The sequence below is a fragment of the bacterium SCSIO 12643 genome (assembly GCA_024398135.1).
In the GTDB taxonomy this organism is placed as follows: Bacteria; Bacteroidota; Bacteroidia; order Flavobacteriales_G; family Salibacteraceae; genus CAJXZP01.
This window is the reverse complement of record CP073750.1, coordinates 601,285-615,921: the sequence shown is the minus strand read 5'-3', so window position 1 is coordinate 615,921 and position 14,637 is coordinate 601,285. Positions and strand designations below refer to the sequence as shown.

Here is a 14,637-nt window from a genome sequence, read left to right as displayed (position 1 = left end):
TATGGACAATCAATTCATAAAGACCGATCAATACAATACTCCGGAGAATCAATCTCGAGCGATTCTAGATGTTTTGTCATTAGGGACACCGGCTTATTTTGGAGCGAGGTTTTTTTCCATGCTTTTGGGGAATAGAAAGCTAGCCTTAGATGGAAAGTTTGATACCCATACCTGGGCGAGTAGATCTATGGATATCTTTCGTTTATTGGAATCTTGCGGAGGTAAATTTCATATTGAAGGATTAGATAATATTCTCAAATTAGATGAACCTGTAGTTTTTATCAGTAACCATATGAGTATGCTGGAGAGTATGGTTTTCCCCGGATTGATTGCTGATAAACGTGAGGTGACTTTTGTCGTAAAAAAGAGTTTAACGACACATTCTGTTTTTGGACCAACTATGCGTGCTAGAAAGCCTATTGCTGTAGACCGAAAGGATCCGATTGCAGACTTTAAGACTGTCATGCAAGAGGGAATGGAGAATCTGAAATCTGGGACTTCGGTGGTTATTTTTCCACAAAGTCAGCGTATGGTAGAGTTTGATCCAAAGATGTTTAATACGCTTGGGGTTAAGTTGGCAAAGAAAGCGAAAGCGCCAATTATTCCAGTGGCTATTAAAACGGACTTTTGGACAAATGGAACCGTATTTAAGGATATAGGGAAGTTAGATAGATCGCAAAAAATTCATATCAAATTTGGCGAACCAATTCATATTAAAGGACCTGGTAAGCAGGAACATCAACAAGTTATAGATTTTATCAGTTCGAATTTGGAACAGTGGAATAAGTAGACGGTCAGATACATGTTAATTTGTATTTAAAAGTTTAAAAAGAATTTCGATAACCCTGGTTTTGCTCTAAATTGTGCGTATGATTCGATGGATATGGTTGCTTGGCTTATGGATTCTGATTCCGTGTTGTGGGTGTCAGGATTCTAATGCTTCGGAAACGAAGCGCCCGATAGAAAAAGCTTCATCAATAGAGATTTCAAATAATATTGTTTGGCACTGGGAAAATAGATTTTCCAAAGATGAGGTTAGTCAAATTAAATCCTGGTTAAAGGAAATTGATCAGGCAGTGATTCATACGCTTGGGAAGTACAATTTCGAGATGCATTTTTACATTCATAGGAGTAAGAGGGGAGATGAACCAGTACCCTGGGCACATACTTCAAGGAGCGAAGAGCAGGGTGTACATTTTCATGTTAATATGGATTATGATGTGGATGAGTTTCTAAATGATTGGACCGCTCAGCATGAAATTAGCCATTTGTCTATTCCATTCTTAGGATCTTCCAATGCCTGGTTCTCGGAGGGCTATGCTACATTTATGCAGTATAAGATTATGCAAAATCAAGGGGTATATACAGCAGAACAGGTATCCAAACGATTTTTAACAAGAATTGCGGAGTGTAAGGAAAATTATCAAAGTGATCAACCCCTTCCGAAAGTGGCAGATAGTTTAAGGCAGAAATGGGAATATCCGGATATGTATTGGGGAGGATTCACTTTTTTCTACGTACTGGATAAACAGCTCCAGAAGAACCATGAAATGCAATTAACAGAGCTTATTGATGCCTATGTGGATTGTTGCAGAAAGAATCATAGTTCACCTGAAGAATTATGTAAATCATGGGATAACATACTGGGATCTAAAATAGCTTCTGATTTATTATTTCAATACAAGAATGAACCTGCTCGAGATATTTTTAAGATGATTGAACAGCAATAAAAAAGCCTCTCCATCTGATGATGAAGAGGCTCGTTATCTTTTTTAATGATATCTATTAAGTATCGATATTCGCATACTTTGCATGAGACTCGATGAATTCTCTACGTGGAGGAACTTCATCACCCATAAGCATACTAAATACACGATCAGCTTCAGCACCTGAATCGATAGTTACCTGACGTAAAGTACGGTTTTCAGGATTCATGGTTGTTGCCCAAAGTTGCTCTGCATTCATCTCACCCAGACCTTTATAACGTTGGATTCCCACACTTGTTTCAGAACCTTTTCCTTTCATTTCCTGAACAAAAGCATCACGTTGTTCATCATTCCATGCATAACGTTGATCAGATCCTTTTTTCACTAAATAAAGTGGAGGTGTAGCGATATAGATATTTCCCTGCTCAATTAACTCTTTCATATAACGGAAGAAGAAAGTCAAGATCAAAGTCTCAATATGGCTACCATCGACATCCGCATCACACATGATTACAATCTTATGATATCTCAATTTAGAAGTGTCCAGCGCTTTAGAATCTTCTTCAGTTCCCACTTTTACACCTAACGCGGTGTAGATGTTACGAATTTCTTCATTTTCAAAAATCTTATGAGAAAGCGCTTTTTCAACGTTCAAAATCTTACCACGAAGTGGCATAATTGCCTGATTCTCTCTGTTACGACCTTGTTTAGCTGTACCACCCGCAGAATCTCCCTCGACTAAGAAGATTTCACTGATTTCAGGATCACGAGATGCACAATCTGCCAATTTACCAGGTAAGCTTGAACCAGACATTACATTTTTACGCTGAACCATTTCACGTGCTTTACGTGCGGCATTACGCGCTTGTGCAGCTAAGATTACTTTTTGCACGATGGTCTTAGCATCTTTCGGATTTTCTTCCAAATAGTTGGCAAGCATTTCCGAAACAGCCTGAGATACCGGAGCATTTACCTCACGGTTACCCAATTTGGTTTTAGTTTGTCCCTCAAACTGCGGTTCCGCAACTTTAACAGAAATGACTGCAGTAAGACCTTCTCTAAAGTCATCACCTGAAATGTCAAATTTCAATTTAGTCAACAGACCGGATTCTTCAGCATACTTCTTTAGAGTACCAGTTAAACCTCTTCTAAAACCCTGAAGGTGTGTACCACCCTCGTGCGTATTAATGTTGTTTACATATGAATGTAGGTTCTCAGAATAAGAAGTATTGTAAACCAAAGCTACCTCTACAGGAATTCCATTTTTTTCACCATCGATGTAAATTACATCTTGGATTAATTGCTCACGGTTTTGATCTAAGAATAAAACGAATTCTTTCAATCCACCTTCTGAGATAAAGCTACTTGAAATGAAATTTCCTTCTTCGTCTTTTTCTCTTTTATCCGTGATGCTAATGTTAATACCTTTATTCAGGTATGCTAACTCACGTAATCTATTTTCGAGAGTAGTGAAATTGTATTCTCTATTTTCGAAAATTTCAGCATCCGGCTTAAAAGTAACTCTGGTTCCTGTAATATCAGTTGTACCAATTTCACGTACATCGTATTTAGGAATACCTTGAGAATACTCTTGTTCAAATATCTTTCCGTCTCTATGTACTTCAGCACGTAAGTTGATTGATAAGGCATTCACACAGGAAACCCCAACACCGTGCAGACCACCGGAAACCTTGTAAGTATCTTTATCAAACTTACCACCGGCATGTAAGACCGTCATTACAACCTCTAGCGCAGATTTTTTCTCTTTCTCATGATAACCTGTTGGAATACCACGACCATTATCTATAACTGTGATAGAGTTATCTTCTTCAATAATAACATCAATCTTTGTACAGTATCCTGCTAATGCTTCATCAATAGAGTTATCTACAACCTCGTAAACCAAATGGTGTAAACCACGAATACCAACATCGCCAATATACATGGCCGGACGTTTTCTTACCGCTTCTAATCCTTCTAATACCTGAATATTCCCAGCGGAATAATCTCGTTTTTCTTCTTTATTTTCGTCACTCATATGAGATATGATTTAGTCTAAAATACAGGCTTTTTTTCGAGCCAGACACAAAGATAAAATTAGTGCGTTTTCAGGTCGTTTTTGTGGAGTTAAATATGACGCACTTTTCCACATTTTATTAACATTCCCAAAGGATTTGGAAGTGTCATGTATATGATGTTTTGGACTTAACTATTTAGCCCAAAACGCGATAGTTACTCCTCCTAAAACGTTAATACCCTGTACCTGGTAATTACCCCAGATTTCGTAGTTCTGCGAAAGAATATTGTTTACATCAACAAATGCGGATACTTTTTTAGTAAATCTGTATTCGATTCCCAGGTTAAAATCAAACAAAGGATCGATTTTTCGACCATAAACCTGATACGCTAATTCTTCAGTACCATTGGTTTCATTGGTTTTCACATACTTACTGCTCATGAATGTCATACTAGACTTTGCGATGATTTTATCCTGAAGATTATAACGTACCGTCAAATCAGAAGTCAAATCAGGAAGGTTCCAAGCCTTTGCTTCTCTTTTGGTTTGATAGTTATTGTAGTTTAACCTCCACAGCACATTCCATTTTTCATCTCTCTGATAACCGATTTGAGCAGAAACATGTGTCACATCAACGGTATCATAGATAGGCTGATACACGTTTTCGTAATAGTAATTACCTGAAAGTCCATTCACCGGTTGATCACTGGTATAAAGTACCATGTCTTTTACCTGTTTATAACCTGCAGATAAGTTATACGAGAGGTTAGAACTAATTAATCCACGTACTCCGGCATAAGCATCATATGATGTACGAGAAGTCTTTAATTCAGAATATTCATATAAAAATGGGTTTTCGTTACGCAATGTATTAAATGAATTACGTTTTGCATTACCTGTAATTCCAATGTATGGAACGATAAGGTTACGAACGACATTGAACTTAAACTCAGCATTAGGGAAGAAATAGAAACGTGTTTCATCACCTTTTTCAAATGCAGTTTTAAATCCGGCCATTAAGTGCCATTTATCGCCTTTAAATTCGATATCAATAGATGGTTTGATTAATATATTGCCTTTGTAATCTAAACTATCAGATTTCGCTTTATTGTAATCTACATCAAAATATAAGTATCCTGTCTCGGTTCCAAAATCCTTAGAAAATTGAGAGGTGATTAGGACGTTATTTTCAACAGTGCTATAAGGCTTTATAGCCAGATTATAATAGTTGACATCAACAATGTAATTTAAAGCATTACTATCCGATATAAAGCTTTGAATACCTGCTTTACCTTTATACATCATGTAAGTCTGCTCCGGATTTTGTGGATACAAATCTTGAATTGGCGCATCAAGTACGTCACGATTAATTCCATACTTATTAATCTGTTCACGATCGAAAATAAACCCGGCATGAATAGCATGGCGTTTCAACATTTTCTTGGCGCTTAAGTCTGCATTTTGCTTTGACATATAGCTATCCCATCTGTTTTCAATGCCGCCATTAGAACCCAAATGATGTACATTTAATCCCCATTGAAAATCTCTGGATCTTAAACTATTGATATGTAATTGTCCATAGTTGTTAAGATAATTACCCATTCCGGCTTTGACGTAGGCACGATATAATTTGTTTAAAGGTTCTCCCTTAATTTTTACCGCATCGATAGTATCCGGATTGAAATTGTATTCCTGATTTTGAGGAACCATATCATAAGTGAAATTTGGAGCCTTTTTAGTCACCTGATCAATCACCGGTTGATGATTGATTTTCTTTGCATTCTTAATGACAGGTTCAAACTCTCTGACAATAACAACAGTTTCGCTAGATAGAGAATCATCTTTTGTTGTTTGCCCCCATAGTGTAGGTGTAACACTGGTTAAACCTACAACTAACGCTAGAATTTGAGTATTTAATTTCTTATTCATTGTCTTGTGGTTTTTGAGGTATTACTTCTTCTTCCAGTTCTTCTTCGTCAAAAAGATCATCTATTAAATCATCGTTTTCTTCATCATCAAAAGTGACTTCTTCTTCAGTCTTGCTTTCAGGCTCATCAAAGTTACTGTTCTCCAAAGCAGTTAGATTATCCAGTTTAGATTGTGCACTTGATAGAATTTCTTCATCTCCTTTGTAGTTGGCAATAATGCTTTCCAAAGTGGTTCTGGCCTGGAAATAATCTTCTTGTAATACATAAATATCAGAGAGTAAAATCAAGCCATTTGCCAACCATTTAGGATAAGTAGGTGTGTGTTGTGCCAATTCAAAAATGATGGCTTCACTGGAATCAATATTTTGTTGTTCGTAAAGTATTTCAGCTATTCGGTATAAAGACTCTGCAGATTTTTCTTCCTGAGATATAGTTGTCACCTCTCTGTAAAGCGATAAAGCTTGATTGGTATCATTTAATGCGCGATACGAATTTGCTAAAGTGAATTTAATATGCGCTTCTCTTTGAACATCATCCAATGAATCTTGCAATAGAAATGCAGCTTCCTGAATCACGATTTGGTGTGAATCGATTTTAGAAGCACTCTTAAATGCCCACCAGTGAACATCATTTAATTCATCCGCATTGATTGTGGTTTGTTGCAGTTGTTGGAAGTATACCAATGATTTTCTATAATCCTCAAGTTTGTAGCTTATTTCCGCTGCACGTTCCAAAGAAGGTTGGAAAAATAGTGGATCGTTAGATTTTACATTGAAGACATAATTGGGTAACGCAGCACCTAATTCACCAACTTGATATTGGCTTTCTGCCAGATAGAAGTGTGCTTTGTTTGCAAAAATTGGATTGTCAAATCGATCAATATATTTCTGGAATAATCGAATAGACTTGTCCAGATTATGATCCATATAAAAGTCTTCAGCTGAAGCGTAAGATAAAGAATCGAGCGCGCCATCCGAGATATTCATAAACGCCAATGTTCCGATATAAGCTTCGTATTCGTCAATGTTACCAGTTGCTTTATAGATAGACTGAATTTGGCTTAAAGCACTTTTAGATTCAGCGTAGGTTGGGTATTCTGCAACAACTTGTTTGAAGGTCTTAAGTGCTTTTTCGTTTTCATTATTGTTGTAATAAATCAACCCCATATTCTCTAAAGATCTTTTTCGATACGGATTGTTTGGGTCTCCTGAAACCACCGTTTCAAAATTGGCTAAAGCCTTATCGTTTTGATTTAAGATCATGTAGTTTTTACCTAATTCGTATAATGCACCTTGCGCATATGTAGACTTAGGAAAATCTGCAAGAAGCTTTTCCAAACTTTCGTTTTGTTGTACTTTCTTTTTAAGCAGCCCTTGAGTGATTGCATATTGATACAACGCATAATCCGCGTTTCTACCCCCTTCTACAAAGGCCTTTTTGTAATACTCTTCAGAAAGCAAATAGCTTTTAGTAATGAAATAACAGTCTCCGGTTCTAAGTAAAGCATCGTGTCTACGTGTAGGACTGGCATCTGTATAGTTTAGATATTTTCTAAACCATTTTGCACCATTTTTATAATCTTTTTGCTGATAATAAGCATAACCTAAAGCATAGTTGGCAATTTTAAATTCCGGAAGTAAAAAAGCCCGAGGTTCAAAAATGAAGTTTTCATATTCATCAATGGCTTTTTTATATGCTTTTTGACGGTAAAAAGATTCAGCAATCCAATAAGAACTTTGAGCATTTAAATCTTTGTCTTCTGCTTGAGCCTGAGATTTTCTGAATGACTCCACAGCATTTTTGTAATTCCCGTTTTGAAACTGTTCCACAGCCAGGTTAAATTGTAACTGCTGGTAAACCTTCTTTAATCTGGGATCAAGTTCTTTGGTCGTTTCCAGGGAAGCTAATGCCGCACGATAGTTATTGGTAGACAAGTAAATGTTTACCAAATACTCAAATGCTTCGTCCTTTTTCAACGCATTCGGATACTTCTCTAAATATTGAATAAAGGCATCAATAGCGTCTGTATATGGATCGTAAGCAATTTCGTAGGAAAGTTTTGCATAGTTTAATAATGATTCTTCTGCGATTGCGGGATTGTAATCCAATTTAGAAGCTTTAAAAAATGCATTTCTGGCATAAGGTTTATTATCTGCTTTGAGATAACATTCTGCCATGTTGTAGATCGACTTTTGTGCTAGTTCATCTTCCTTGGCACTGATTCTTGAAAAATACTTGATGGCATCTTCGTATTCTTCATTTTGCATCATGGCGTAAGCCAATTGGAAATAATCCTCAGGAATTTGTTGTTCTCCTTCTTTGATGTAGAATTTTAGGTAAGGAATAGCCTGAGCGTAATTTTTTTGATTGAAATAGGCGTCTCCAACCAATTTTGAAATCTCAGGTTTTCTTTTGGTCTTGGCGTTATCCAACATTGGAGTCGCATAGCTGATCAAAGTATCATATCGTTCTTGCTTGTAATAAATCTGGGTGATGTAGTAAGGAATAATCACTCCGAATTTTTTATCTGATCTGATTTTATTGAATCCTTGAATCGCTGACTCATAATTCCCTTCCAAATACGCAATGTGTGCATAATAGTAGTTTGCAGGTACGTAGTAAGGTGTTTGAATATCTACCAGTTCATGAAAGAAAGGGGCAGCCTTTTCGTAATTTTCTAATCTGAAATGAGAGTAGCCCAGTCTGAAATTGTATTCGTATAATTCACTATTGCTGAAACTAAAAGCATCTGTTTTGGCAAACCAGTAAATTACTTTTTCCCATTTCTTTTTTCTGTAATTGTATTTTCCAAGTTGAAAATAAGCATGCTTTACCTGCGGGCTTTCAGGGTAATTTTTGATAAACTCTTTGAGTTGAAATTCAGCGTCTTTGTTAAACAAATTCAAAGCACAAACCGCTTTGTAATACGTAGCATTTACGTAAACTTCAGAGTTTTTATCATTAATTGAGCTTCTGGTTTTTTCAAAAGCATTAATGGCCGCACTGTATTTTTCTTTTTCAAGGAGTTCTAATCCCTCATTATACCATCTTAAATTTGAGGTATAAACTCGTGTTTCCTGGGCATTAATTTGTTGAGAAAACAACCCGAAAACCGTGAGTGTTATTGCAAAAAATATCTTTTTCAAATTGTCTGGCTTTTATTTGTATTAACAGGTAAAAGTACTTTGTATTGTGAGGGAAGAAGGATTTTGATAATGGGAGTTATTAACGCAACTATGTTGAAGTATTTAGCCACAATGATGATGAAAATTGATTCTAACGAAAGGCGGTAGAGTCTTACGAAAAATATAAATTTGCTGTAAACGTCACAGAGTATATGTCAGAATTTGTAATTGAACTTAAAAACGCCAAAATATTCCAGGATAAAACCGAGATTTTATCGGAGGTAAATCTTCAAATTGATAAGGGACAGTTTTTTTATTTAGTGGGACAAACCGGAAGTGGAAAGAGTTCATTACTAAAGACATTGTATGCAGATTTACCATTGACCGAAGGCTCAGGTAAAGTTGCTGGATTTAAACTCAATAAAATCAAAAGAAGTAAAATCCCTTTTCTAAGAAGAAAATTGGGAATTGTATTCCAGGATTTTCAGTTGTTACCGGATCGATCTGTTTACGCCAATCTGATTTTTGTGATGAAGGCTACTGGTTGGGATAAGAAAAGTGAGATGGAAGAGCGTGTGAATGAGCTTTTGGATCAGGTAGGATTGAGTGACAAGAGAGATAAAATGCCTCATGAACTTTCAGGAGGGGAGCAACAAAGGGTTGCGATTGCAAGAGCATTGATCAATAGACCGGAGATTATATTAGCAGATGAGCCGACAGGAAATCTGGATACGGAAACTGCTGAAAAAATCATTCATCTATTGTCTGATATTAGTATGGGGGGGACAGCTATATTGATGGCCACTCATGATCAGAACTTAATGGAAAAGTATAAATCAAAAACAATTCGTTGTCACGAGGGTAGAGTAACAGTAGATTAATGGTTTCAGTATTAATTCCGGTATATGGTGAATCAATTGATGCGCAATTGGCGAGTTTGGCTATAGAAGCCAAAACGTTAGACTATGCCGTTGAAATTATTGTTTGCGATGATGCAAGCCCACAACCGCGCCCACCTGCATTTACCAACTACAAGGGAATAGAATATCGCTTTATCCAGCTAGATGAAAATTTAGGAAGATCACGAATTCGTAATTTTCTGGCACATGAAGCAAAATATGATCAATTGATTTTTATTGATGCGGATTGTCAACCGATTCAATCCAGATTTATTGATACGTATAAGGTCAAGTTTGAAGAAGATACAGTTTTGGTTGGCGGGCAATTATTTGCAACCGAGCCTCCAAGTAGTCTGGATAAAATGTTGCGTTGGAACTATGGAACGAATGTAGAAGCTCGTTCGTTAAAAGACCGTAAGAAATCACCTTACCGATCTTTTATGGCCAATAACTTTTCGATTTCCAAAAAAATGATTTTCCAATATCCTTTTGATGAGGCGCATACAGGGTATGGTCATGAGGATACATTGTTTGGTTTACAGTTGAAAAACAACGATGTAAAGGTGGTGCATATTAAAAACCCAATTCGTCATTTATGTAATGAAACGAATCAGGAGTTTTTGGAAAAAACAACTGAAGGAGTTAAAAACCTGGCACAATTATATTATCAAGGTAAACTGGATCGGCATGTTCGTTTGATCAAAATTTACGAGAAATTAAAAAAGACGGGTTTTGTGAGATTGACTCGCGCTTTGATGTACAAACGACAGCGTGGATATTACCAGGATTTGCTTAAAGGAAATGCCAAGCTCAGAAAATTCTCTTTATATAAATTGGGAGAGTTTATGTTGGAATTGGACCGATTAAAAGAAACAGTAGCGCAGGATTAATCTTCCAGATGTAATTCCTTCCATTCTTTATAAGCGGTTAAATCTTTGTTTACCAGGGTTAAAGCAAAAGAAAAAACAGAAACATCATCAATGTAGCCCACAAACGGAATATAATCCGGTGATAAGTCCATTGGATTCAAAACATAGAGTAGGGTAAATACAATGGCTGTAAGCGCATACCAGGGAATTTTGGTATAGTCTTTTTTCCAATAGTCTTTAATGAGGGAAAGCATGGTTTTTCCCTCATCAATAAATTTTTCGAATCGACTATTAGTTTCTAATTTGGATTTGATCTTAGAAGATTCCCTAACCACTTTTTCAACGTCTTCTTTCCCGATTTTTTCAGCATTTTCGGTAACGAATTCTTCGTTGATTTTTTGCTTTCTTTTTCTTCTGAAAATCATATTGGTTCTTTATTGCTTTAGACAATAACCCTAAAGATAACCAAATATTGGATTTAGGCAGCAATTTCTAATTCTACTCTAGACATCCATTTTTGGAAAAGCTCTTTTTCCAAATTCACTGCAAATTCAGCATGTGTTTTCCAATCATCGGAGAACTCTTCTAATTGTCTGGTCATCTCTTCCAAATGGCCAATTTCTTCTGCTATAATCGATTTTACGGTCACACGGCTTTCGTGTTTCTTCAATGCCGATTGATAGATTTCATATAAACTATCTGCACGCACTTCAATGGCATATGTTACAAGTAAATAAGCCGCATAGCGCAATTCATAGCCATCAAGATTCAATTCAGATTGAATATAGCGGCTAATCTGAGTATCTAAACGATGCAAATACTGGTAACTCTCGGTTGGAGCTAAAAGGTTTCTGAAAGTATAATCTTCACAACCCTGATAGCCTAACTTAGAAAGTTGTTTTTTTAAATAATACGCATGACGAGCTTCTTCTGCTGCATGTTTTAGAATGATCAAATTCACTTTGGTAGGATGCTCTGATGCAGAAATTTTTCTGGCACCTGAATTTTCCATCATGGAAAGTGTGTTTAACCATTTGGCATGCCATTCATTATTCGATACAATGGTATTGATGATATTTTCAATATTCATTTTTAACTATTTATAGCTAGTTTAATAGCTTGAGTGATTTTATTTAATTGAGTGGAATCTATTATAAAAGGCGGCATGATATAGATCAATTTTCCAAAAGGGCGAATCCAAACCCCGTTTTCGACAAATATTTTTTGAATTGACTTTACATCAACGCTTTCTTTCATTTCTACAACTCCTATAGCGCCAAGAACTCTAACATCCTGAACTTTACCATGATCTTGCAAAGGTGATAATTCTTCTTGCAGTTGGTTTTCAATACGATGAACTCTTTCCTGCCAGGGAGAACCTCGTAAAAGTTGGATGCTTTTTACAGCAACGGCACAGCTTAATGGATTGGCCATGAAAGTCGGACCATGCATAAATACACCGGGTGTTTTACTGGATATAGTTTGACTTACTTCATCAGTAGTAAGTGTGGCTGCTAAACTCATATATCCTCCGGTTAGTGCTTTTCCCAGGCATAAAATATCAGGAGAAATTTCGGCATGCTCTACAGCAAACATTTTTCCCGTGCGGCCAAATCCCGTGGCAATTTCATCGGCAATAAGTAGGATGTTATAGGAATCACACAATTCTCTAACCTTAAGGAGGTATTGTGGACTGTAAAATCGCATTCCTCCGGCACCCTGAACAATAGGTTCGAGAATTACACTTGCGATTTCCTGATGGTGTAATTCTATAATGTTTTGGAGGGAATCAATATCTCCAACTTGTAATTCTTCTTCGAATTTTGATTGAGGAGCTTCCGCAAAATATGATATTGGAAATGCATTTTTAAAGATATGATGCATTCCGTTTACAGGATCACATACCGACATGGCTTTAAATGTATCTCCGTGATATCCTGATTTTATAGTGAGTACTTGATTTTTTTCAGGAAGATCTTTAGCATACCAGTATTGTAAGCTCATTTTGATCGCGACTTCTACGGATACGGAACCACTATCGCAATAAAATACTTTTTGCAATGGAGCAGGAGTGAGGTCAACCAGTAACTTACCTAATTCAATGGCTGGTTGATGCGTAATTCCTCCAAACATAACGTGAGACATCTGCGCCAATTGATCGGTAATTGCCTGATTTAATTCAGGGTGATTATAACCATGAATCGCGGTCCACCAGGAAGACATGCCATCTACCAGTTGAGTCCCGTCTGGCATATTGAGACATACCCCATCTGCAGATTCAATGGGATAAACAGGAATGGCATTCTCAATGGAAGTATAAGGATGCCATAAATGCTCCTGATCAAACTCTAATCCTGATTCCCAATTATAGTTGGATGTATTTTCCATATTCATGAACGATTTCAGAAGTGATTTCTCCTTGAATAGGAGGAACCTCTCCTAAGTTTTTACATCCAGACATTTCCAGGATAACCTCTTTAGACGCTTCATTGATCTCTCCATTAAAAATGAGTCCTTCGATTTTAACTTGATGAGATTTTAAGCATTCAATACTAAGTAAAGTATGATTGATACTTCCCAGATAAAAATTTACAACAAGGATCACCGGAAGCTTGATTTTTTTGATCAAATCCAGATTGGTGATTTGGTGATTGATAGGAACTAAAATACCTCCTGCTAGTTCAACTATTAAATCATTGGAGCTTTCCGGTAGATTTAAATCTGATAAATGGATACGTCTGTTTTCAAGATCCGCTGCGGCATGTGGCGACATAGGATGATTTAATCTGACTCCTTCCGGATGGATATGTGTTTGCGTATTAGATACCCATTTTTCAACTTTTATAGAATCAGACTGATCCAAGTCACCTGCCTGGATAGGTTTCCAATAATCTGCCTGAAGTTTTTCAGTAACGATGGAAGAAACTACGGTTTTTCCAACTTCAGTCCCTATTCCAGCAATAATATATTGTTTTATTTGACTCATAAAATACGTTCGAGATTTAGAAATAAATGATCAATTTCTTCTTTAGTATTGTAGGAGTGGAGGCAAAACCGAATTCTTTCAGAGCCTTTGGCTACAGTTGGACTTAAAATTGGAAATACACTAATCCCGCTTTTATTGAGTTGAAGCGCTACTGCTTTGACCACGGAATTTCCTGGAATAACCAAGCTTTGAATAGCGCTGGAGCTGTATAACCAGGATGCGTTTTCCAAAATTTTTGATCTGAAATATGTAATCACTTCAAAAAGTCGTTCCCGTTGAATGGTACTTTCCTTCACATGTTGGTAAGCAGTTTTTATGGATTCCAAATGAACAGGTGATAATCCAGTTGAATAGATAAATGATCTCGAGAAATTGATCAGATAATCAATTAAGGTTCGAGAACCAATGATTGCGGCTCCATGAGAACCAAACCCTTTACCATATGTGATAATTCTAGCAAACACTTTATGTTGTAACCCTAATTCAAATGTTAATCCTTGCCCTTTAGTCCCATAAACAGCTGCCGAATGTGCCTCATCTACGATAACATGTGCATTGTATTTTGTACAGATCTGCACTATCGATTCTACATCTGCAACATCTCCATTCATGGAATATAGAGCTTCAATGACTACAAAGATTTTTCCACTCGCTTGTGCTAATTTTTTTTGAAGATCATCCAGATTGTTATGTTGAAACTTAAATCTTTTGGCGTGACTTAAACGTGCGCCATCGATCAAAGAAGCATGAGCTAATTCATCTAGAATTAAAGTATCTCCTTTACCAGCAATGCATTGTAATAATCCAATGTTGGCTTGATAACCTGATGGATAAATGAGTGCAGCTTCAGCATCATGAAATGAAGCAATATGCTGTTCTAATTCTTCATATGCTTCGTTGTTTCCAGATAACAACCTGGAACCAGTAGCGCCATTTTTAAAATCACTTTGGTGTAATGCATCCAGAATATCCTGATGAAGTTTAGATGATCTGGCTAATCCCAAATAATCATTAGAACAAAAATCAATACCAGTAACAGAAGGCTTAATATTTCTCTTTAAACCTTCTGTTTCACGTTTCTTTAATATGGTATTGAGAAATTCCAAA

At 36.5% G+C, this 14,637-nt stretch carries 12 protein-coding genes; 4 read left to right on the top strand and 8 right to left on the bottom strand.

All coding sequences use genetic code 11. The features are described 5' to 3' along the window. The first annotated feature begins 1 nt into the window (after position 1). Positions 2-790, top strand: a complete 789-nt coding sequence (locus KFE94_02650; GenBank protein ID UTW67032.1) for a 1-acyl-sn-glycerol-3-phosphate acyltransferase — start codon at positions 2-4, stop codon at positions 788-790. 79 nt (positions 791-869) lie between these two features. Beyond that, positions 870-1,730: a hypothetical protein gene (locus tag KFE94_02645; protein ID UTW67031.1), complete on the top strand. Its 861-nt coding sequence runs from the start codon at positions 870-872 to the stop codon at positions 1,728-1,730. Between the two features lie 55 nt (positions 1,731-1,785). Here KFE94_02645 and gyrB read toward each other — a convergent pair whose 3' ends face one another. The 3 genes from gyrB to KFE94_02630 form a co-directional block, all read right to left on the bottom strand. Continuing rightward, positions 1,786-3,744, bottom strand: coding sequence for a DNA topoisomerase (ATP-hydrolyzing) subunit B (gyrB, locus tag KFE94_02640; GenBank protein ID UTW67030.1), 1,959 nt, complete (start codon positions 3,742-3,744; stop codon positions 1,786-1,788). A gap of 171 nt (positions 3,745-3,915) precedes the next feature. Continuing rightward, positions 3,916-5,652: a hypothetical protein gene (locus tag KFE94_02635; protein ID UTW67029.1), complete on the bottom strand. Its 1,737-nt coding sequence runs from the start codon at positions 5,650-5,652 to the stop codon at positions 3,916-3,918. After that, entirely contained in the window at positions 5,645-8,797 is a 3,153-nt protein-coding gene (locus KFE94_02630; protein UTW67028.1) for a tetratricopeptide repeat protein, read from the bottom strand. The genes KFE94_02635 and KFE94_02630 overlap by 8 nt, the downstream gene beginning before the upstream one ends. Before the next feature lie 191 nt (positions 8,798-8,988). Between KFE94_02630 and KFE94_02625 the strand changes: the two genes are divergently transcribed. After that, positions 8,989-9,657: an ATP-binding cassette domain-containing protein gene (locus tag KFE94_02625; protein UTW67027.1), complete on the top strand. Its 669-nt coding sequence runs from the start codon at positions 8,989-8,991 to the stop codon at positions 9,655-9,657. Further along, the gene (locus KFE94_02620; protein UTW67026.1) at positions 9,657-10,565 is read left to right on the top strand and encodes a glycosyltransferase family 2 protein; all 909 of its coding nucleotides are present in this window, start codon (positions 9,657-9,659) and stop codon (positions 10,563-10,565) included. The genes KFE94_02625 and KFE94_02620 overlap by 1 nt, the downstream gene beginning before the upstream one ends. Here the strand turns inward: KFE94_02620 and KFE94_02615 are convergent. From KFE94_02615 to KFE94_02595, 5 genes are read right to left on the bottom strand one after another with little or no spacing between them, the layout of a single operon-like run. Next, complete coding sequence (locus KFE94_02615) at positions 10,562-10,969, bottom strand: DUF1232 domain-containing protein (GenBank protein UTW67025.1); 408 nt, start codon at positions 10,967-10,969, stop codon at positions 10,562-10,564. The two genes, KFE94_02620 and KFE94_02615, sit on opposite strands and share 4 nt — an antisense overlap. A 53-nt stretch (positions 10,970-11,022) precedes the next feature. After that, on the bottom strand, positions 11,023-11,634 hold the full coding sequence (locus KFE94_02610) for a hypothetical protein (GenBank protein ID UTW67024.1): 612 nt from the start codon (positions 11,632-11,634) through the stop codon (positions 11,023-11,025). A gap of 2 nt (positions 11,635-11,636) precedes the next feature. Then, entirely contained in the window at positions 11,637-12,938 is a 1,302-nt protein-coding gene (bioA, locus tag KFE94_02605; GenBank protein UTW67023.1) for an adenosylmethionine--8-amino-7-oxononanoate transaminase, read from the bottom strand. Then, positions 12,910-13,530, bottom strand: a complete 621-nt coding sequence (gene bioD, locus KFE94_02600) for a dethiobiotin synthase (GenBank protein ID UTW67022.1) — start codon at positions 13,528-13,530, stop codon at positions 12,910-12,912. The genes bioA and bioD overlap by 29 nt, the downstream gene beginning before the upstream one ends. Continuing rightward, positions 13,527-14,636, bottom strand: coding sequence for a pyridoxal phosphate-dependent aminotransferase family protein (locus KFE94_02595; protein UTW67021.1), 1,110 nt, complete (start codon positions 14,634-14,636; stop codon positions 13,527-13,529). The genes bioD and KFE94_02595 overlap by 4 nt, the downstream gene beginning before the upstream one ends. Position 14,637: the final 1 nt, after the last annotated feature.